This is a genomic window from Mesorhizobium sp. M0522 (assembly GCF_040321085.1).
In the GTDB taxonomy this organism is placed as follows: Bacteria; Pseudomonadota; Alphaproteobacteria; order Rhizobiales; family Rhizobiaceae; genus Mesorhizobium.
This window is the reverse complement of the sequence record NZ_JAMYQW010000006.1, coordinates 168330-188609: the sequence shown is the minus strand read 5'-3', so window position 1 is coordinate 188609 and position 20280 is coordinate 168330. Positions and strand designations below refer to the sequence as shown.

Sequence of the window (20280 nt, the reverse complement as noted above, 5' to 3'; positions counted from 1 at the left end):
AGAACCTCTTCGGAACGGGCTCAGCGCGGCAGCACGCTCGATCCCATCAGCGCCTCGTCGATGGCGCGCGCCGCCTGGCGGCCCTCGCGGATCGCCCAGACGACCAGCGACTGGCCGCGCCGCACGTCGCCCGCCGTATAGAGCCTTTCGACGCTGGTCCTGTAGTCCCGGTCATTGGCCTCGACATTCTTCGAACGGCGGCTGTCGGTGACGATCTTCATCTGCCCGTCGAGTTCCGAGACCGGCCCGCGAGCGGCTGGCCCGGCAAAGCCGATGGCGATGAACGCGAGATCGGCGCGGATGACGAATTCGGTGCCGGCGATTGGCTTGCGCTTTTCGTCGACCTCGCAGCATTTGACCCCGGTCAGCTGGCCGTCCTCGCCGATGAATTCAAGCGTCGCCACCTGGAATTCGCGCTCGGCGCCTTCGGCCTGCGACGATGACGTGCGCATCTTGGTCGCCCAGTAGGGCCAGACCGACAGCTTGTCTTCCTTTTCCGGCGGCTGCGGCCGGATGTCGAGCTGGGTGACGCGCACCGCGCCCTGGCGGAAGGCGGTGCCGACGCAGTCTGAGGCAGTGTCGCCGCCGCCGACGACGACGACATGCTGGCCGCCGGCGACGATCGGGCGCGACGGCCATGCGACCGACTGGATCGGCTCGCCGCCGATACGCTTGTTCTGCTGCACCAGATAGGGCATGGCGTCGTGCACGCCGTCGAGATCGTCGCCCGGGATGTTGGCCGGGCGCGGCGTTTCGGAACCGCCGCAATAGAGCACGGCATCATATTCGGCGAGCAGTTCGGCGACCGGCTTGTCGACGCCGACATTGACGCCGCAATGGAAGCTGACACCTTCGCCCTGCATCTGCTCGATGCGCCGGTCGATATAATGCTTCTCGATCTTGAAATCGGGGATGCCGTAGCGCATCAGCCCGCCCGGCCGGCTCTCGCGCTCATAGACGTGAACGTCATGGCCTGCGCGGCCGAGTTGCTGGGCAGCCGCCATGCCTGCCGGCCCCGAGCCGATGATCGCGACGCGCTTGCCGGTCTTCCGTTCCGGCGGATAGGGCCGGATATGGCCGGTTTCATAGGCTTTGTCGGCAATCGCCTGCTCGATCGTCTTGATGGCGACCGGAATATCCTCGAGGTTCAGCGTGCAGGCTTCCTCGCAAGGTGCGGGGCAGATGCGGCCGGTAAATTCCGGAAAATTGTTGGTCGAATGCAGGTTGCGGATCGCGTTTTCCCAGTCGCCATTGTAGACGAGGTCGTTCCAGTCCGGGATCTGGTTGTGGATCGGGCAGCCGGTCGGTCCATGGCAATACGGAATGCCGCAATCCATGCACCGCGCGGCCTGTTTCTCGACCTCCTTGTCCGACATCGGCAGCGTGAACTCGCGGAAATGCCGGATGCGGTCGGAAGCCGGCTGGTACTTGTGCACCTGCCGGTCGATCTCGAGAAACCCTGTTACCTTGCCCATAGTCCAGTCCCTACTGTCCGGAAGGCACGCCTGGCGACGCACCCGTTAACCTCATAAGGCAGCTGTGGCAACCTTCAGTCCGAGGTCAGGATTGTTGATGAAGAGGGTTGCCGGGACGCACGGCCTCCCGGCAATTTCCAAATCTATTCCGCCGCCACGTTCATGCGCATCCGCTCCATCTCGATCAGCGCGCGGCGGTATTCGACCGGCATGATCTTCCGGAATTTCGGCCGGAAAGTCGCCCAGTCGTCGAGGATTTCGCGACCTCGTACCGAGCCGGTGTAGTGGACGTGGTTGGAGATCAGCTGGTAGAGCCGCTCCTCGTCATGGCTGGTCATATCGCCGGATACGTCGACACGGCCCTTATGGTCGAGATCGCCGCCATGGTGGAGCAGCTTTTCCATCAGGTCGTCCTCTTCCGGAACCGGCTCCAGCTCGACCATCGCCATGTTGCAGCGTTCGGCGAAATCACCCGCCTCGTCGAGCACATAGGCGACGCCCCCCGACATGCCGGCGGCGAAGTTGCGGCCGGTCTGGCCGATGACGACGACGATACCGCCGGTCATGTATTCGCAACCATGGTCGCCGACGCCTTCAACGACGGCGGCGACACCCGAATTGCGCACGGCAAAACGCTCGCCGGCAACGCCGCAGAAATAGGCCTCGCCCTCGGTTGCGCCGTAGAGCACGGTATTGCCGACAATAATGGACTCGGCAGCAACGATTTTCGTGTTCTCCGGCGGGCGGATGACAATGCGGCCACCCGACAGGCCCTTGCCGACATAGTCGTTGGCAGCGCCCACCAGTTCGAACGAGACACCGCGCGCCAGGAAGGCGCCAAAGGACTGGCCGGCCGTGCCGGTGAGCTTGACCGAGATCGTGTCCTCGCGCAGGCCCTTGTGCTTGAAGCGCTTTGCCACCTCGCCCGACAGCATGGCGCCGGTCGAACGGTCGACGTTGCGAATCGGCAGTTCGATACTGACCGGCTGCCTGGCTTCGAGCGCCGGCTTTGCGAGTTCGATCAGCTTGCGGTCGAGCACGTCGTCGATCGGATGCTTCTGCCGCTCGGTCCAGTGCACCGCCTCGTGCGGCGCATCGGGCTTGTAGAACATCTTGCTGAAGTCGAGCCCGCGTGCCTTCCAGTGCTGGATCAGCTCGCGCTTTTCCAGAAGGTCGGTGTCGCCGATGATCTGGTCGAGATGGGTGTAGCCCATCTCGGCAAGCAGCGCCCGCACCTCTTCCGCCACATAGAAGAAGAAGTTGATGACGTGCTCGGGCGTGCCCTTGAAGCGCTTGCGCAGCACCGGGTCCTGTGTCGCGACGCCGACGGGGCAGGTGTTGAGATGGCACTTGCGCATCATGATGCAGCCGGCCGCGATCAACGGCGCGGTCGAAAAGCCGAACTCGTCGGCGCCGAGCAGTGCGCCGATAATGACGTCACGCCCGGTGCGCAGGCCGCCATCGACCTGCAGCGCGAGGCGCGACCTGAGGCCGTTGAGCACCAGCGTCTGGTGCGTCTCGGCAAGGCCCATCTCCCACGGGCTGCCGGCATGCTTGAGCGAGGTCAGCGGCGAGGCACCGGTGCCGCCGTCATAGCCTGATATGGTGATGTGGTCGGCACGCGCCTTGGCGACGCCGGCCGCAACCGTGCCGACGCCGACTTCCGAGACCAGCTTGACCGATACGTCGGCCGCCGGATTGACGTTCTTCAGGTCGTAGATGAGCTGCGCCAGATCCTCGATCGAATAGATGTCGTGATGCGGCGGCGGCGAGATCAGGCCGACGCCCGGCGTCGAGTGCCTGACCTTTGCTATGGTCGCATCGACCTTGTGGCCCGGCAGCTGGCCGCCCTCGCCGGGCTTCGCCCCTTGCGCGACCTTGATCTGCATCATGTCGGAATTGACCAGATACTCGGCCGTGACGCCAAAGCGTCCCGAAGCGACCTGCTTGATTGCCGAGCGTTCGGGGTTCTTGCCGCCGCCCGGCAGTGGCAGATAGCGGTCGGCCTCTTCGCCGCCCTCGCCGGTGTTCGACTTGCCGCCGATGGCGTTCATGGCGCGCGCCAGTGTCGTGTGCGCTTCCCTTGAGATCGAGCCAAAGGACATCGCCCCGGTCGAGAAGCGCTTGACGATATCGGCCGCCGGCATCACCTCGTCGAGCTTGACCTTCTTACGCCCGGTCTCTTGCGCAAGCTTGATCTTGAACAGGCCGCGAATGGTCTGCGCCTGCGCCGTCTCGCTGTCGATCTGGGCGGAATAGTCCTTGAACGTCTCCCACGAGCCTTGGCGCACGGCGTGCTGCAAGGTCGCCACTGCGTCGGGCGACCAGATATGGGCCTCGCCGCGCATGCGGAACATGTATTCGCCGCCGACCTCGAGGCTGTTGCGCAGCACCGGGTCGTTGCCGAAGCCGTCGGTGTGGCGGCTGACCGTTTCGGCGGCGATCTCGTCCAGCCCGACGCCTTCGATCAGCGTCGCCGTGCCGGTGAAGTACTTCTGCACGAAGTCCGACTTGAGCCCGATGGCGTCGAATATCTGCGCGCCGCAATAGGACTGGTAAGTGGAGATGCCCATCTTGGACATCACCTTCAGGATGCCCTTGCCGATCGACTTGATGTAACGGGAGACGACTTCGTAGGCATCGACCTCCGCCGGCAATTCGCCACGCTTGTGCATGTCGAGCAGCGTGTCGAAAGCGAGATAGGGATTGATCGCCTCGGCGCCGTAGCCGGCGAGACAGCAGAAATGATGCACCTCGCGCGGCTCGCCGGATTCCACGACGAGCCCAACCGACGTGCGCAATCCCTTGCGGATCAAATGATGGTGCACGGCCGCAGTCGCCAGCAGTGCCGGAATGGCGATGCGGTCCGGGCCGAGCTGACGGTCCGACAGGATGATGATATTGTAGCCGCCGGCGACCGCCGCCTCGGCGCGCTCGCATAGCCGGTCGATGGCGCCCTGCATGCCGGCCGCGCCTTCATTCGAACCGTAAGTGATGTCGATCGTCTTGGTGTCGAAACGGTCTTCGGTGTGGCCGACGGAGCGCAGCTTCTCCAGATCGCCATTGGTCAGGATCGGTTGGCGCACTTCGAGCCGCTTGCGGCGCGAATTGCCGACAAGATCGAAGATGTTGGGCCGCGGCCCGATGAAGGACACCAGGCTCATCACCAGCTCCTCGCGGATCGGGTCGATCGGCGGATTGGTGACCTGTGCGAAATTCTGCTTGAAATAGGTGTAGAGCAGCTTTGATCTGTCCGACATTGCCGAAATCGGCGTGTCGGTACCCATCGAGCCGACCGCTTCCTGGCCGGTGGTCGCCATCGGCGACATCAACAGCTTGGTGTCCTCCTGGGTGTAGCCAAACGCCTGCTGGCGGTCGAGCAGTGAGACATCCCTGCGCAGGGCGCGCGGCTCGACCGGGTTCAGATCCTCGAGGATGAGCTGTGTGTTGGCGAGCCAGCTCTTGTAGGGGTGCCTGGTCGCGATCTCCGACTTGATCTCCTCGTCGGAAACGATGCGGCCCTTGTCCAGGTCGATCAGCAGCATGCGGCCGGGCTGCAGCCGCCACTTCTTGACGATCCTTTCCTCCGGCACCGGCAGCACGCCGGCTTCCGAGGCCATGATGACGCGGTCGTCGTCGGTGACGATGTAGCGCGCCGGCCGCAGCCCGTTGCGGTCGAGCGTGGCACCGATCTGGCGGCCGTCGGTGAAGGCAACCGCCGCTGGCCCGTCCCACGGCTCCATCAGGGCTGCGTGATACTCGTAGAAGGCCTTGCGGTCCTGACCCATCAGCTTGTTGCCGGCCCAGGCTTCCGGGATCAGCATCATCATGGCGTGGGCGAGCGAATAGCCGCCCTGCGTCAGGAATTCGAGTGCATTGTCGAAGCAGGCGGTGTCGGACTGCCCTTCATAGGAGATCGGCCACAGCTTCGAGATGTCGTTGCCGAACAGTTCGGAATCGACCGAGGCCTGCCGCGCCGCCATCCAGTTGACGTTGCCGCGCAGCGTATTGATCTCGCCATTGTGGGCGACCATGCGGTAGGGATGCGCCAGCTTCCACGACGGGAACGTGTTGGTCGAGAAGCGCTGGTGGACCAGGATCAGCGCCGTCTCGAAACGCGGGTCGGTGAGGTCCTTGTAGTAGGCGCCGACCTGATAGGCCAGGAACATGCCCTTGTAGACGATGGTCCGCGACGACATCGAGACGACATAGAAGCCGTTGTCGACGCCTTTGGTCTCTTCGTGGATACGGCCGGAAATGACCTTGCGCAGGATGTAGAGCCGCCGCTCGTAATCGTCGTCGTTCTCGATCTCGGCGCCGCGGCCCAGGAATACCTGTCGGTGCACCGGCTCGGAAGCGGCGATGTCGGGCGCCTTGGACAGCGACGAATTATCGACCGGCACGTCGCGAAAGCCGAGCAGCGGCTGGCCCTCGAGTTGCGCCACCTCGGCGATGATGCCTTCGATATGCGCCTGCAGCTCCGGGTCGCGCGGCATGAACACATGGCCGACGGCATAGTGGCCGGGCTTCGGCAGTTCGACCCCTTGCTTGGCCATCTCCTCGCGGAAGAAGCGGTCCGGCAGCTGCACCAGCACGCCGGCGCCGTCGCCCATCAGCGGATCCGCGCCGACGGCGCCGCGATGCGTCAGGTTTTCGAGCACGGCAAGGCCGTCCTCGACGATTTGATGCGACTTGCCGCCCTTCATGTTGACGATGAAGCCAACGCCGCAGGCATCATGCTCGTTGCGCGGATCATAGAGGCCGTGCGCGGCATAGCCGGTGCTGGTTCGCCCAATATTGGTCAGGGACGGATTTTTGACGGCTGCCGCTTTCGTCTGCGCGGCCTTCGTCGCAGATGGCGTCATGTCCGTCATCGTCCTGTCCTCCGTTCCGTCCCCTTCGGGCGCTGGTTTCCGTCGGGAAGCGCGTGGCTCCCCTTTCAATCTTGCGGCACGTCTTGCGAAGTTCTTGCCGACCGTGCGGCTTTCCGCATGGTTCGCATATGGTATTCGTACAGGCCGGAGCCAGGCTGTCTAGCTGTCGCTCGCGGCAATGCCGCAGAGGCGCAATCATATGCCAATGCGGCCAGTTTTGTGCGACAAAATAAGACAGCACTACTGTCCTAAATTTTTATGACAGAAATTTTGGATGCACACAAGACCGATTCACAAAATTCTTGAGGCTTTCGCGACAGAAAATTGCGCGGAACGCCGTGTCAGCGTAGCCTTCAGTCGCCGCATCTACGCTCATGCGTTTCGCTGGCTTTAGCGGATTTTCGGCATCTGCCACTTGCGGCCGACATGCGAAAGCGGCCAAGCTCGCATCGATTTCCCCAGCATAGGCAGACGCATGATTTTCGCTTCCGACAATTGGGCAGGCGCCCATCCCCGTATCGCTGCCGGCCTGTCGGGCCATGCCGACGGCTTCTCCACCGCCTATGGCGACGGTGCCCTCGACAAGGCCGTTTACCAGCGCTTCAATGAAATCTTCGAATGCGAGGTCGCGGTGTTTTTCGTCGCCACCGGCACCGCTGCCAATTCGCTGTCGCTGACTACCTATAACAAGCCAGGCGGCATTTCCTTCTGCCATCGCGAATCGCACGTCATCGAGGACGAATGCGGTGCACCGGAATATTTCACCGGCGGTTCGCGGCTTTATACAGTCGAAGGCGCACTCGGCAGGATCGATGCCGGCAATCTGGAACGGGCGGTGGACCGTTTCGCACCCGAAAACGTCCATTCCGGGCGGCCGGTTGCCGTTTCGATCACCCAGTCGACCGAAGTCGGCACCGTCTACACGCTGAACGAAATCGCCAGGATTTCGGCGATCGCAAAGCAGCATGGACTGCCGCTGCACATGGATGGGGCCCGCTTTGCCAATGCGCTCGTCGCGCTGGAAACGACGCCGGCCGAAATGACCTGGAAGCACGGTGTCGACATCCTCTCCTTTGGCGGCACCAAGAATGGCTGTTGGTGCGCCGAGGCGATCGTGCTGTTCGACCTCGAGCGAGCCAAGGAATTGGCCTTTTTGCGCAAGCGCGCGGCCCAGCTGTTCTCGAAATCGCGCTTCATCGCCGCGCAATTCGATGCTTATTTCAGGGGTGGGCTATGGCTCGACACAGCACGGCACGCCAATGCGATGGCGGCACGGCTTGCCGCGGCGATAGAAGATTCCCCTTCGGCCCGGCTGGCCTGGCTGCCGCAGGCGAACGAGGTCTTCGCAGTCATGAAAAAGGCCGAGGCCGAAAGAATGCAAGCGGCAGGGGCGGCCTTCCACGACTGGCACAGGCCGCTCGGCTACGACAGCTACATTGGCGAAGACGAAGCGCTCTATCGCTTTGTCACCAGCTTCGCGACCACGCCCGACGAGGTCGACCGTTTCGGCTACCTGCTCGCCGGATAGCAAGCCTTGCCCACCAGCAAAAAGAGCGGCGCATTGCTGCACCGCCCTTTCTTCCCGGGGAGTTGGCGTCCCGGAGTTTAGCTGCCTGGCTTAGGCGGCAGTCTTGGCCTCGATCTGCTTGGCCTTGGCCGGAGCCGAGGTGATCGCGATCTTGCGCGGCTTCAGCTCTTCGGGGATGTTGCGCTTGAGGTCGACGAAGAGCAGGCCGTTCTTCAGCGCGGCGCCGACAACCTCGACGTGATCGGCAAGCTGGAAGCGGCGCTCGAAGGCTCGGCTGGCGATACCGCGATAGAGCAGTTCGGAGCCTTCGCCATTGCCTTCCTCCTTGCGCTCACCCTTGACGGTCAGCACATTGCGGTGAGCTTCGATCGAAATCTCATCTTCCGAGAAGCCGGCCACAGCCATCGAGATGCGATAGGCATCCTCGCCCGTGCGCTCGATGTTGTAAGGCGGATACGTCTGGCCTTCCGGCTGCGCAAGCGAATCGAGCATGGTGAACAGCCGGTCAAAACCGACGGTCGAACGGTAGAGCGGGGAAAAATCAACGTGACGCATGGTGTGTTCTCCTGTTGAGCAACAAGGTTGCGTATGGCCGGTGCGAAACCCGTGACGGCGTTCCGGATGGACCAGCGGCCCCGACATTGGCGACCGCATGACAAATTTGGGAAGCCGGCGACGGCATTTCAAGATTTTCCCGCGTCCGAACGGAACCGGTCCCGGCCCACGTCCCGATGCCGATGAACGGCAGATGAACCGTGGCTTCGGCGAGCGTTCAGCCAGGCGGCACTAAAACTGTTCTCGAGATCACGAACAGGTCGCCGGAAAAGGCGACACGACGAGGCCGAACCGGGTGTAACGTCCCTTCCTCCCGGTCGACAGAGGCCGGAAGCACGCCAAGGCTGCTTCCGGCCTTACTTGTTCGCTGCCTGGGTCGACCTCCCCGGCGTCCCGAATTCCTTTTGCTTTTGGCGCATGGGCGTTTATGCCTGACTTGCGCCCACGCCGGCACCGACACCAACCAAACACCGTATGACCGATCTTCTCCACCAGCCCCCTCTCTTCCACGAAACTCCGGGCAATCCGCTGCCGGAAAACACGGCCGGCGGCTTCTTCACCACGCGCGACGGCAAGAAGATCCGCTATGGGCTGTTTGCCGCGGTTGCCCGCCCGATGAAGGGCACCGTCGTTGTCCTGACCGGCCGCAACGAGTGCATCGAGAAGTATTTCGAGACCATTCGCAACCTTACCGACCGGGGCTTTGGCGTGGCAACCCTCGACTGGCGCGGCCAGGGCGCTTCCGACCGGCTGATCGGCGACCGACAGCGCGGCTTCGTCCGGAGCTTCTTCGACTACACCGGCGATCTGGAGCAGTTCTTCGAGGAGATCGTGCTGCCCGATTGCCGAGGACCCTACTACATACTGGCCCACTCGGCCGGCGCGGTGATTGCGCTGCTCGCCGCGCCCTCGATGGCGAACCGCGTGCGCCGCATGGTGCTGATCGCACCGTTCTTCACCGTGCCGGACCTGCCGGTTTCGGTAAAAACCGTCCGCCGCATCTGTTCGCTGTTCTGCCTTCTCGGCCTTGGCCGACTCTATGCCGCATGGGGGCCGCGGCCCAAGGAATCGGTGCCCTTCGCCATAAACAAGCTGACCAGCGACCCGGAACGCTATCGGCGCAATACGCTGATCTACGAAACCTATCCGCAGCTGGCGCTCGGCGGACCGACGATCCGCTGGCTGAAGGCGGCGACGGAGGCGTCCTTGATCGTCAGCGACCCGGATTTCATGGCCAAGATCCACGTGCCCTTGCTGATGATCGCCGCCGGCGCCGACCAGGTCGTCTCGACCAGGGCAGTCGAGGCCTATGCGAGACGTCTGCGCGTCGGCTCGCTAGTGATGATCGACGGCGCCCGCCATGAGATCCTGCAGGAAGCCGATCTCTATCGCGAGCAGTTGCTAGCCGCATTCGATGCCTTCATCCCCGGAACCGGTGACGTCTGAGCCACATACCTTGTCCGGCTTCAGCTCGTGCGGGCGAAATCCATGATCCAGTTGGTCTCCCATGCCTTGCCGCCGTCCGGCGAAAAGGCCTGCTCCCAGCGCGCCGACCCGTCCGTGATCCGCGACCACAGGAAGCGGACCTGGATCGGCTGGCCGTCGAAGACGTCTTCGCACAGGAACGTGCCGACGCCCGCCACGAAAGTGCCGCGCATCGGAACATCGATGGTCGACGGATTGCGGCCGTCGATCCACCAGATCGACCATTGCCTCGCCGCAGGGTCGAAGGTCCGCAAGGTGGCGGCGCGATAGGGCCCGCCGGGCAATTCAATCCAATTGTCGTCGACATTGCCGAGGCCGCCAAGGATCGGCCGCACCTCGCACGTGCCGCCAAACACATCCCAGTTGCCGTCGCCCTGCAGCCGCTTCTGCAATCTTCGATGGCCGACGGTCCAGCGCCCGAAAAAGAAATCGAAATCGCTCCGCCCGTCCGCCGGAGCATCGGAATGGCTGGCTGCTGGCTGCGTCGGCATCTATGGTCCTCCCCGGCTGACAGCGTTCCATAGCGCATGCCAACTGACATCATCCTGTCAGGAGGTATGGCAACGATCTTGCCTGGGCAGCAATGGCCAATCTCAGCCGCGCAGCGCCGCCATTGCTGCCGCGTGCAGCTCCGGTGTCGCCGCTGCCAGAATGTCGCCGCCCTTTTCCGCCGGTCCGCCTTCGAAAGTGGTGATGACGCCGCCCGCCTTCTCGATGATCGGGATCAGCGCGACGATGTCGTAGGGCTTCAATCCGGGATCGGCGACGATATCGACGCTGCCCGCCGCCACCATGGCGAAGGCATAGCAGTCGGTGCCGTAGCGGGCGAGTTGGACCTGTTGCTCGAACAGGTCGTAGCGCAGGCGCGCGTCTCCCTTGAACAGCGCCGGCGTGGTGGTGAACAGCGTCGCCTCGGCGAGATTCGTCGTCTTGCGCGTCGCGAGTTTTCGCGGGCCACCGGGACCTTCATAATGCGAGCCCGAGGCATTGGCGTAGAACAGCTCGCCGGTGAAGGGCTGCGACATCATGCCGGCGACGGCATCGCCGTCGACCGTCAGCCCGACCAGCGTGCCCCATACCGGCAGGCCGGAAATAAAGGCGCGCGTGCCATCGATCGGATCGATCACCCAGACATGCCGGCTGGAGATGTTTTCGCCGCCATGTTCCTCGCCGAGAATGCCGTGATCGGGGTACTGCGCTGATATCAGCGCCCGGATGGCGCGCTCGGCCTCGCGGTCGGCCTCGGTGACCGGGTCGAAGCTGCCGCGCTCCTTGTTGGTGACCGCGCCCTGGTTGCGGAAGCGCGGCAAGGTCTCGGCTGCGGCGGCACGCGCAATGCGCCGCATGAACTCGATGCTGATGTCCAACTGATTCTCCCGCTCCAGCATGTTTGGAGATGCCCGTTTGCCTACGGATTTATGCCGAAACAAAGGCGTTCGGAGCCTTTCGCATGGTGCCAACTGTTGCTCGAATGCAACGCCGCCGTCATGGAAATGCAATTTCCACTTCACAATGAATTAAAAAAGCCGGAACGCGCCTTGACATTTGTGCAGCGCACAATACGTTTGTTCTCGGACAGGGGTTCCTGTCCATGCCCTCCTTGGGCGTTTCCTCCCTAGACTTCGACCGTGTCGTGCAAACGATGCGGTCTTTTTTTACGCTGCCGCATGAGCGGCGAGTGCCGCGATTCCGCGGCTATTCGGCGGCCAGCGGCAGATCCATGAAATTGTGATCGGGCATCGCCATCAGTTCGGCCGAAAACCGCGCCAGATCGTCGGCCAGGGCGTCGAAACCAGCCGATCTCTGGAACGTCCGCTCATTCATGTAGAGCCCGCGATTGACCTCGATCTGCAGCGCATGCAGATGGCGCACGGGGCGGCCATAGTGCTCGGTAATGAAGCCTCCGGCATAGGGCTTGTTGTGGGCGACGCTGTAGCCCATGCCGGTGAGCAGGCCGATCGCCGTCTCGGTCAACGCCGCCGCGGCGGAAATGCCAAAGCGGTCGCCGACGATGAAGTCCGGCCGCAATCCGCTGTCGCCGACCCTTATGCTTGCCGGCATCGAGTGGCAGTCAATCAGCACGGCGTAGCCGAAGCGCGCATGGGTTCTGGTCAAAAGCCGTTTCAGCGTCTCGTGATAGGGCTTGTAGACCGCTTCGATGCGCGCCACGGCTTCCGCCAGCGGCAAGCGGCCGGAATAGATGTCGAGCCCCTCGCCGACCAGCTTGGGCACGGTGCCGAGCCCGCCGGCCACCCGCGCCGAGCGGATGTTGCAGAATGACGGCACCGGTTCGGCGAACATGCGCGGGTCGAGTTCCCACGGCTCCCGGTTGACGTCGAGATAGGCGCGCGGGAAGTTTGCCGCCAGCATCGGCGCCCCGAGCGCGACGGCGCCGCCGAACAATTCCTCGACATAGCAGTCCTCTGAGCGGCGGATAGCGTTGCGGTCCAGCTTGGCCATAGCCATGAACCGGTCCGGATAGTAGCGGCCGCTATGCGGCGAGTTGAAGAGGAAGGGAACGCGCTGTTCGGCGCCCGATCGGATTTCGAAGGGTGGAACGACCGAAAAATCCTCGGCTGCCGTTTTCAATTTGAACGAACCCGGGAATACCAATGCATCATGATAGGAAAGTGCCACCTCGCCGCCCACATGTCCAGCCGCCGAAGCGCCAGCCAAATCAGGATTGTGCGGCCAACGTTCACTTGATGTTTACCGTCACCTCCTCATATACAGCATGGTTAACGGGCTTGCCGCACGGCATTGTCGGTTGGGTGATTCGGACGGGACAAGATGGCACGCATTCTGCTGGCGGAAGACGACGACGACATGCGCCGGTTCCTCGTTAAGGCGCTGGAGCGCGCCGGTTATCAGGTCAGCGATTTCGACAATGGCGCCAGTGCCTATGAGCGGCTGCGCGAGGAACCTTTTTCGCTGCTTTTGACCGACATCGTCATGCCCGAGATGGATGGCATCGAGCTCGCCCGTCGCGCCACGGAGATCGATCCCGACCTCAAGGTGATGTTCATCACCGGCTTCGCCGCCGTCGCGCTGAACCCTGATTCCAAGGCGCCGAAAGACGCCAAGGTGCTATCGAAGCCGTTCCACCTGCGCGACCTCGTCAACGAAGTCGAAAAGATGCTGCAGGCCGCCTGACGCGCTTTTTGTCGCGTCTTGACCGACGCCGCAAGCCAGCCATTCTTTCCCCTTTCCCGCTATTGACGTGCAGAACCAAAAATGGTGTATGCGCGGCTTCGGATGGGCGTGTAGCTCAGCGGGAGAGCACTGCATTGACATTGCAGGGGTCACAGGTTCAATCCCTGTCACGCCCACCATCCAGACAATCCCTCAATTGGCCGTCGGTATTTTTCGTCGACTGACGTTCCCGGCCTATACCGGCCTCAGGCGGCGCCGAGGCGGAGATCGCCGCTCTCGACGTGCTCCAGAAACCACGCATAGGTCTGTTCCAATCCGCTGCGCAGCGAATAGCGCGGGCGCCAGCCGGTGGCGAACAGACGCGACACGTCCATCAGCTTGCGCGGCGTGCCGTCCGGCTTCGTCGCATCGAACGTTATCGCGGCATCGGCGCCAGCGACCGACACGATGGTGCGGGCAAGGTCGGCAATGGTGATGTCTTCCCCAGAGCCGACATTGATGTGGCTGTCGCCCGAATAATTCTTCAGCAGCCAGACCAGCGCGTCGGCGGCGTCGTCGACATGCAGGAATTCACGCATCGGCGTGCCCGATCCCCACACCTCCAGGGTCTTGCGGCCGGCGCGCCTGGCCTCGTGCGCCTTGCGCATCAGAGCGGGCACGACATGGCTGGAATTGAGGTCGAAATTATCGCCCGGCCCGTAGAGATTGGTCGGCATCGCCGAGATGTAGTCGACGCCGTATTGGCGCCGATAGGCCTGGCACAGTTTCAGCCCGGCGATCTTGGCGATCGCATACCATTCGTTGGTGGGCTCGAGCGGCCCGGTCAGCAAGGCGTCCTCGGAGATCGGCTGCGCCGCGAATTTGGGATAGATGCAGGATGAACCGAGAAACAGCAGCTTCTGCACCTCGTTGCGGAAGGCGCTGTCGATGACATTGTTCTGCATGACGAGATTGTCCTGCAGGAAATCGACGGGAAGCCTGTTGTTGGCCAGGATACCGCCGACCTTGGCCGCCGCCATCACCACTGCATCCGGCTTGCGGTCGGCCATCCAGCGCCGCACGCCGGCCTGGTCGAGAAGATCGAGCTCGGCGCGCGAGGCGGTCAGGATTTCGCAATCCTCGTCGGCCAATCTGCGCAGGATGGCCGAGCCGACCATGCCGCGATGTCCGGCCACGAAAACGCGCTTGCCCTGAAGGTCGAAGGTCATCAGCTTACCCCATTGCAGAACGGCAGCTATGCCAGTTGGCCGGCGGAGCGCCGGATCGGCTTCTCTGTTGCCGGACGCATACCGCATACAGATTTGCCCAGACAAGGCAAATCGCAAAGCCACCCGAAGCAACCTTTGGATCGGACGCTGTGGCGCTCGCGATCAGACGCCCGCTACCGCGCAGAGGCTTGTCATTCTGGCAATGGCAAGCTCGGGGTCGGCCAGCAACCCTGCCTGGTCGGCAAGGCGAAAGACATCGGCATAGTGACGGATGCCGCGCGCCGATTGCATGCCGCCGACCATCGAAAAATGCTCCTGGTGGCCGTTCAGCCATGCCATGAAGACGATGCCGGCCTTGTAATATTCGGTCGGCACCTCGAAGATTTTGCGCGACAGCGGCACTGTCGGCGCCATCAGCGCGTCATAGCCGGCGCGGTCGCCGTCGGCCAGCCTTGCCAGCGCTGCATTGGCGACCGGCGCGATGGCATCGAAAATGCCGAGCAGCGCGTGCGAATGTCTGTCGCCGTCGCCGGCGATCAGCTCGGGGTAATTGAAATCGTCGCCGGTGAACATCAGCACGCCCTCAGGCAGCCGGTCCCTGAGCGCAATCTCCTTGCCGGCATCGAGCAGCGATATCTTTATGCCTTCGACCTTGCCGGCATGGCGTTCGATGATCGCGACCACCGTCTCCAGCGCAGTTTCGAAATCGCTGCTGCCCCAGTAGCCTTTCAGCGCCGGGTCGAACATGTCGCCCAGCCAGTGCAGGATGACCTTGCCGGAGGCCTGGGACAGGATGCGGTCGTAGACGCCGATATAGTCGTCGGGGCCTTTGGCGACCGCCGCCAGCGCCCGGCTGGCCATCATGATCGCCTTGCCGCCAAGCCCTTCGATGAAGCCGAGCTGTTCTTCATAGGCCGCGATGACATCGTCTAGCCTGCTGGCGCCCCCCGCCAGATGGTCGGTGCCGGCGCCCGACGCAAGATCGGCGCCTTCGACGCTGCGCGCCTCGGCGATCGAGCGGCGGATCAATTCCTTGGCATTCGCCCAGTCGAAACCCATGCCGCGCTGAGAGGTGTCCATCGCTTCGGCGACACGGAAGCCAAGCCGCCAGAGGTGATGGCGAAACGCCATCGTCTTGTCCCAGTCGACCGCGGGCCTCGACCACGGATCGGCCATGGCGAGGGGATCGGCAGCGACATGGGCGGCGGCGTAGGCGATGCGCGAGAAGCGAGCGCCGGCCACAGGCTGCACCGGCTGGCCGACAAGCCGGTAGCGGACACGGCCGGCGCCTTCCCCGGGCAAGGTGATGTCCATGGCTCTCTCCCTTACCAACGCCTATTAAATGGAACGTTCCAACAAATCAAGATATTTTGCCGCCCTGCCTCGTGCAGCAAAAATTGCTGCATCGCAGCAGCCGAAAGCCTGCTTGCCGGAGGATTGCGCCACCGAGCCGCATTTTTCCCGGGTTCGCAAAAACGCGATTGACTCAAATGCGCCCCAGGGATTAGATCGTTCCAATAAAATCGCACAAGAAACCACCGGGAGGACAGATCTGGATGGCCAGCCGGGCCAAGGCAACGATACTCGACATAGCCCGTGAGGCGGGCGTGTCCAAATCGACGGTATCGCTGGTGCTGCAAGGCAGCGGGCTGATCCGGCCCGAAACCGCGCTCAAGGTGCGCAAGGCGATCGAGGACGTCGGCTATGTCTACAACCGCGGCGCCGCCAATCTGCGCAAGGCCCATTCCAACGTCATCGGCATGGTCATCAACGATCTCACCAATCCGTTTTTCGCCGAGCTCGCGGTCGGCATGGAGCGCGTCTTCCAGTCGGCCGGCGTCGTGCCTTTCATCGCCAATACGGCTGAAAACCCGGTGCGCCAGGAAGAGGTTCTGAAATCGTTGATGGAGCAGGGTGTCGCCGGGCTCGTCGTGTCGCCGGCGCGCGGCACCACGCCTGGCGCGTTCCGTCGCCTTGAGACCGCAGGCGTTCCGGTCGTCTTCGTCATGCGCCGGCTTCCCGAAAGCCGTATCCCGGTGATCACGCCCGACAATCATCGCGGCGCCTATCTCGCCACCGCCCATCTGATCGGCAAGGGCCATCGCCGGCTGGCCTTCTTCGGCGGCTCGTCCGACCTTGTCGTCTATCACGAGCGCCTGGGCGGCTTTCGCGAGGCCTGTGAAGCGCTCGGCATCGAACCGGCCGACAGGCTGGTCTTCGAGGGCGAAACCAGCCGCAAGGGCGGTATTGCCTGCCTGGAAACCGCACTTGCCATGGCCGCGCCGCCGACCGCGGCCCTTTGCTTCAACGATGCGGTCGCCTTCGGCGTCTTGCTGGCGCTGCGCAAGCGCGGCCTGGAACCCGGCGCGGACTTTGCCGTCGTCGGCTTCGACGACGTCGCCGAGGCCGAGCACTATATGCCGGCGCTGACCAGCGTCGCGGTGAACACCGCCGGCCTCGGCGAGCGCGCCGCCCATGTCGTGCTGAAGATGATCCAATCGCGCACCACGCGCGCCGAGGATCATATCGGCGCCGTCAACCTCGTGGTCAGGGAAAGCTGCGGCCCCGATCGCAACGAGCATGGCTGTGCAGGAATGGGAGACGCGGCATGACCGTCAGTTGGGGGCTGATCGGCGCCAGCACGATCGCAAGACAGTTCATGATCGGCGCCATCCGCGCGCAGAAGGACGGCGAGATCGCCGCGGTGATGAGCTCCAGCCCGGAGCGCGCCGCCACTTACGCCAGTGAAAACCGCATTCCGGCGGCGGTCTCGACGCTCGACGCCCTGCTCAAATCCGATATCGACGCCGTCTACATCTCGACCACTAACGAATTGCATCTCGAACAGGCACTCGCCGCCATCGAGGCGGGAAAGCATGTGCTGTGCGAAAAGCCGCTGGCGCTGACCAGCGCCGACGCGCGCAAGATGGTCGCGGCGGCCAGGGCCGCCGGCGTCGTGCTCGGCACCAATCACCATCTGCGCAATGCCGGCTCGCATCGGGCGATGCGCGAAGCGATCGCTGCCGGCCGCATCGGCAGGCTGATCGCCGCGCGCGTCTTCCACTCCGTCTATCTGCCGGAAAACCTGCAGGGCTGGCGCATCACCAGGCCGGACGCCGGCGGCGGCGTGGTGCTCGACATCACCGTTCACGATGCCGACACGCTGCGCTTCGTGCTCGGCGACGATCCCGTCGAGATCTCGGCATTCACGCAGTCGGCCGGCATGGCCGCCGGCGGACTGGAAGACGGCGCCATGTGCCTCTGGCGCTTCGCATCGGGCGTCATCGCCCAATCGCATGAGGGCTTCACGACAAAATTCGCCGGCACCGGCTTCGAGGTGCATGGCAGCGAAGGCTCGCTGATCGCCAAAAATGTGATGACGCAGAAGCCGGTCGGCTCGGTCTTGCTTCGCACGGCACAGGGCGAGGAGGAATTGAGCTTCGACCGCGAAGACCTCTATGCCCGTTCGCTGCGCGAATTCCACGCAGCGATCCGTGGCGACGGCCAGCCGTCCGCCACCGGCGAGGACGGCGTCTGGTCGCTGACATCAGCCGAGGCGGCATTGCAATCGGCCAGGTCCGGAAACGCCGTTGCCATCGACCCGAAGCTCGGGAGCGCCGCGTGAGCAAGCTCGTTTCAGCGGCTGAAGCTGCCGGCCTGATCAGGGATGGCATGGTCGTTTCCGTGTCATCGTCGAGCGGCCTCGGCTGTCCGGATGCGGTGCTGGCTGCCGTCGGCGAGCGCTTCGACGCGGAAGGCCATCCCAGGGACATCACGACGCTGCATCCGATCGCCGCCGGTGACATGTACGGCATCAAGGGCATCGACCATCTAGCCAAGCCCGGCCTGTTGAAGCGCACTTTGTGCGGCTCCTATCCGTCCGGGCCGTCATCGTCGGAACCGCCGCAGATCTGGAAGATGATCGGCGACAATTCGGTCGCCGCCTATAACGTGCCGTCCGGCATCCTGTTCGACATGCATCGCGAGGCCGCGGCCAAGCGCCCCGGCGTGCTGACCAAGGTCGGGCTCGATACCTTTGCCGACCCGCGCCATCAGGGTTGCGCCATGAATGCTGCCGCCAGCGAGCCGATCGTTTCGGTGCAGCAGTTCGACGGCGAGGAATGGCTCTATTTCCGCTCGATCGTACCGCAGGTCGCGATCATCCGCGCCACCACGGCGGACGAGCGCGGCAACCTTACCTATGAGCATGAGGGTGCCTATCTCGGCGGCCTCGAACAGGCGCTGGCCGCCCGCAACAATGGCGGCATCGTCATCGCGCAGGTCAAGCGCGTCGTCGCGAACGGCACGCTGAAGCCGCACGATGTGCGCGTGCCCGGCGTGCTGGTCGACCATATCGTGGTGGCGCCCGACCAGTTGCAGACGACGCTGACGCCTTACGATCCGGCCATCTCCGGCGAGATCTTCCGGCCACTGTCGAGCTTTCGCAACGCCGAGATGAACGTCCAGAAGGTCATTGCGCGCCGCGTCGCCATGGAGCTTGCCGACGGCATGGCGGTCAATATCGGCTTCGGCATCTCGGCCAATGTGCCGCGCATCCTGCTCGAGGAAGGCCAGCACGGCAAGGTCACCTGGGTCATCGAACAGGGCGCGGTCGGCGGCGTGCCGCTGCTCGATTTCAAGTTCGGCTGCTCGTCGAATGCCGACGCCTTCATGCCTTCGCCGCACCAGTTCATCTATTTCCAGGCCGGCGGCTTCGACGCCTCGCTGCTGTCCTTCCTGCAGATCGACCGCCACGGCTCTGTCAATGTCTCGAAGCTTTCGGCGCGGCCGCATGTCACCGCCGGCGCCGGCGGCTTCGTCGACATCACCGCGCGGGCGAAGAAGATCGTCTTTTCCGGTTTCTTCAATGCCGGCGCCAAGTTGTCGCTTGCCGGTGGCGGCATCCGCATCGACCAGGAGGGCAAGGTCAAGAAAGTCGTCGGCGAGGTCGAGCATATCTCCTTCTCGGGCAAGCGTGCCGTCGCGCAGGGACAGGATATCACCTATGTCACCGAGCGCTGCGTGATGAAGCTGACGCCTGCGGGGCTGATGGTGACCGAGTTGGCGCCGGGCATCGACCTCGAGCGCGATGTGCTGGCGCAGGCCGAGATCCCGCTCGCCGTCGCCAACGACCTGAAAGTGACGCCGGATGCGCTCTACCGGGACCGGCCGATCGGCCTATCGCTCAATGGCGGCGCGTCGCTTGGAGGCGCACATGGCTGAGCGTCTGGTAACCTTTGAAACCGACGGCGCCATCGGCATTGTCACGCTGCGCCGGCCGGAGAAATTCAACGCGCTCGATATTCCGATGCTGCGGGCGCTGGAAGCGGCACTCGACGAGGCCGAGACAGCAACCGGCGTCCGCGTCGTGCTGGTCTGCGGCGAAGGCAAGGGCTTTTGCGCCGGCGGCGACGTCGAGGCTTGGGCAGAAATGAGCGCTGCCGATTTCCAGGTGCAATGGGTGCGCTACGGCCACCGCGTCTTCGACCGGCTGGCGCGGCTGCGGCAGCCGACGATCGCCGTTCTTGCCGGCCATGCGCTGGGCGGCGGGCTGGAACTGGCGGCGGCTTGCGACTTTCGCGTGGCGGAAACGCAGGTGAAGTTGGGGTTCCCCGAAACCTCGATCGGCGTCGTTCCCGGCTGGTCCGGCACCCAGCGCGCCGTGCGCCGCTTCGGCGCGCAGGCAGTGCGGCGGATGGCGCTCGGCGGCGAGGTGTTTCTGGCTACCGAGGCTCTTGCTCTGGGGATTGTCGACCGGGTGGTCGAGACCGGCAAGGCGTTCGCCGAAGCCAAGGCCTGGGCCGGCAAGATCGCCGAGCGCGGCCCGCTCGCGACCGAAGCCGCCAAGCTGATGATTACAATCGCCGAGGGCGAAGAGAGTGCTGCCGCGACCGAAGCGCTGGCCAGCGGCTTCATCGCGCTGACAAGCGATCTCAGGACCGGCGTCGAGGCTTTCAAGACCAAGCAGAAGCCGGCGTTCTCAAGATCTTAGGAACCTGGAA

At 63.7% G+C, this 20280-nt stretch carries 16 protein-coding genes and 1 tRNA gene; 9 read left to right on the top strand and 8 right to left on the bottom strand.

Annotated features, from left to right (window positions below; translation table 11 throughout):
- Window positions 1–20: 20 nt before the first annotated feature.
- Together NKI58_RS10540 and gltB are read right to left on the bottom strand one after the other, a co-directional pair.
- On the bottom strand, window positions 21–1475 hold the full coding sequence (locus tag NKI58_RS10540; protein WP_023675384.1) for a glutamate synthase subunit beta: 1455 nt from the start codon (window positions 1473–1475) through the stop codon (window positions 21–23).
- Window positions 1476–1618: 143 nt separating this feature from the next.
- On the bottom strand, window positions 1619–6349 hold the full coding sequence (gene gltB / locus NKI58_RS10535) for a glutamate synthase large subunit (RefSeq protein ID WP_352785639.1): 4731 nt from the start codon (window positions 6347–6349) through the stop codon (window positions 1619–1621).
- Window positions 6350–6824: 475 nt separating this feature from the next.
- Between gltB and NKI58_RS10530 the strand changes: the two genes are divergently transcribed.
- The gene (locus NKI58_RS10530; RefSeq protein ID WP_352576130.1) at window positions 6825–7877 is read left to right on the top strand and encodes a threonine aldolase family protein; all 1053 of its coding nucleotides are present in this window, start codon (window positions 6825–6827) and stop codon (window positions 7875–7877) included.
- 90 nt (window positions 7878–7967) lie between these two features.
- On the opposite strand, the gene NKI58_RS10525 is transcribed toward NKI58_RS10530, so the two are convergent.
- The gene (locus NKI58_RS10525) at window positions 7968–8432 is read right to left on the bottom strand and encodes an Hsp20 family protein (RefSeq protein WP_023675381.1); all 465 of its coding nucleotides are present in this window, start codon (window positions 8430–8432) and stop codon (window positions 7968–7970) included.
- A gap of 474 nt (window positions 8433–8906) precedes the next feature.
- Here NKI58_RS10525 and NKI58_RS10520 point away from each other — a divergent pair, with 474 nt between their 5' ends.
- Window positions 8907–9878, top strand: coding sequence for an alpha/beta fold hydrolase (locus NKI58_RS10520; protein ID WP_352633671.1), 972 nt, complete (start codon window positions 8907–8909; stop codon window positions 9876–9878).
- Window positions 9879–9898: 20 nt separating this feature from the next.
- Here the strand turns inward: NKI58_RS10520 and NKI58_RS10515 are convergent, their stop codons facing one another.
- From NKI58_RS10515 to NKI58_RS10505, 3 genes are all read right to left on the bottom strand, one after another.
- Entirely contained in the window at window positions 9899–10408 is a 510-nt protein-coding gene (locus NKI58_RS10515; RefSeq protein WP_352588141.1) for a DUF1579 domain-containing protein, read from the bottom strand.
- 102 nt (window positions 10409–10510) lie between these two features.
- On the bottom strand, window positions 10511–11284 hold the full coding sequence (gene hisN / locus NKI58_RS10510) for a histidinol-phosphatase (RefSeq protein ID WP_352568152.1): 774 nt from the start codon (window positions 11282–11284) through the stop codon (window positions 10511–10513).
- 328 nt (window positions 11285–11612) lie between these two features.
- On the bottom strand, window positions 11613–12554 hold the full coding sequence (locus NKI58_RS10505) for an N-formylglutamate amidohydrolase (RefSeq protein ID WP_352488728.1): 942 nt from the start codon (window positions 12552–12554) through the stop codon (window positions 11613–11615).
- A gap of 153 nt (window positions 12555–12707) precedes the next feature.
- On the opposite strand from NKI58_RS10505, the gene cpdR reads away from it, so the two are divergent.
- Complete coding sequence (gene cpdR / locus NKI58_RS10500) at window positions 12708–13070, top strand: cell cycle two-component system response regulator CpdR (protein ID WP_006199474.1); 363 nt, start codon at window positions 12708–12710, stop codon at window positions 13068–13070.
- Between the two features lie 104 nt (window positions 13071–13174).
- Window positions 13175–13249, top strand: a tRNA-Val gene (locus NKI58_RS10495).
- Between the two features lie 66 nt (window positions 13250–13315).
- On the opposite strand, the gene fcl is transcribed toward NKI58_RS10495, so the two are convergent.
- On the bottom strand, window positions 13316–14278 hold the full coding sequence (gene fcl, locus NKI58_RS10490; protein WP_352785633.1) for a GDP-L-fucose synthase: 963 nt from the start codon (window positions 14276–14278) through the stop codon (window positions 13316–13318).
- Between the two features lie 162 nt (window positions 14279–14440).
- On the bottom strand, window positions 14441–15592 hold the full coding sequence (locus NKI58_RS10485; protein WP_352785630.1) for a dihydrodipicolinate synthase family protein: 1152 nt from the start codon (window positions 15590–15592) through the stop codon (window positions 14441–14443).
- A 28-nt stretch (window positions 15593–15620) separates the two neighbouring features.
- On the opposite strand from NKI58_RS10485, the gene NKI58_RS10480 reads away from it, so the two are divergent.
- The 5 genes from NKI58_RS10480 to NKI58_RS10460 are packed head-to-tail and all read left to right on the top strand — an operon-like array spanning window position 15621 to window position 20270.
- Window positions 15621–15878 (top strand): hypothetical protein, encoded by a 258-nt coding sequence (locus NKI58_RS10480; protein WP_352785627.1) that lies wholly within the window; start codon window positions 15621–15623, stop codon window positions 15876–15878.
- Window positions 15835–16890, top strand: coding sequence for a LacI family DNA-binding transcriptional regulator (locus NKI58_RS10475; protein ID WP_352454053.1), 1056 nt, complete (start codon window positions 15835–15837; stop codon window positions 16888–16890). The genes NKI58_RS10480 and NKI58_RS10475 overlap by 44 nt, the downstream gene beginning before the upstream one ends.
- Window positions 16887–17903: a Gfo/Idh/MocA family protein gene (locus NKI58_RS10470; protein WP_352568156.1), complete on the top strand. Its 1017-nt coding sequence runs from the start codon at window positions 16887–16889 to the stop codon at window positions 17901–17903. Before NKI58_RS10475 ends, NKI58_RS10470 begins: the two co-directional genes overlap by 4 nt.
- Complete coding sequence (locus NKI58_RS10465; protein ID WP_352454051.1) at window positions 17900–19501, top strand: acyl CoA:acetate/3-ketoacid CoA transferase; 1602 nt, start codon at window positions 17900–17902, stop codon at window positions 19499–19501. The genes NKI58_RS10470 and NKI58_RS10465 overlap by 4 nt, the downstream gene beginning before the upstream one ends.
- Window positions 19494–20270 carry an enoyl-CoA hydratase/isomerase family protein gene (locus tag NKI58_RS10460; protein ID WP_352568158.1) on the top strand — a complete coding sequence of 259 codons (777 nt, stop codon included), beginning with the start codon at window positions 19494–19496 and terminating at the stop codon, window positions 20268–20270. The genes NKI58_RS10465 and NKI58_RS10460 overlap by 8 nt, the downstream gene beginning before the upstream one ends.
- Window positions 20271–20280 lie beyond the last annotated feature (10 nt).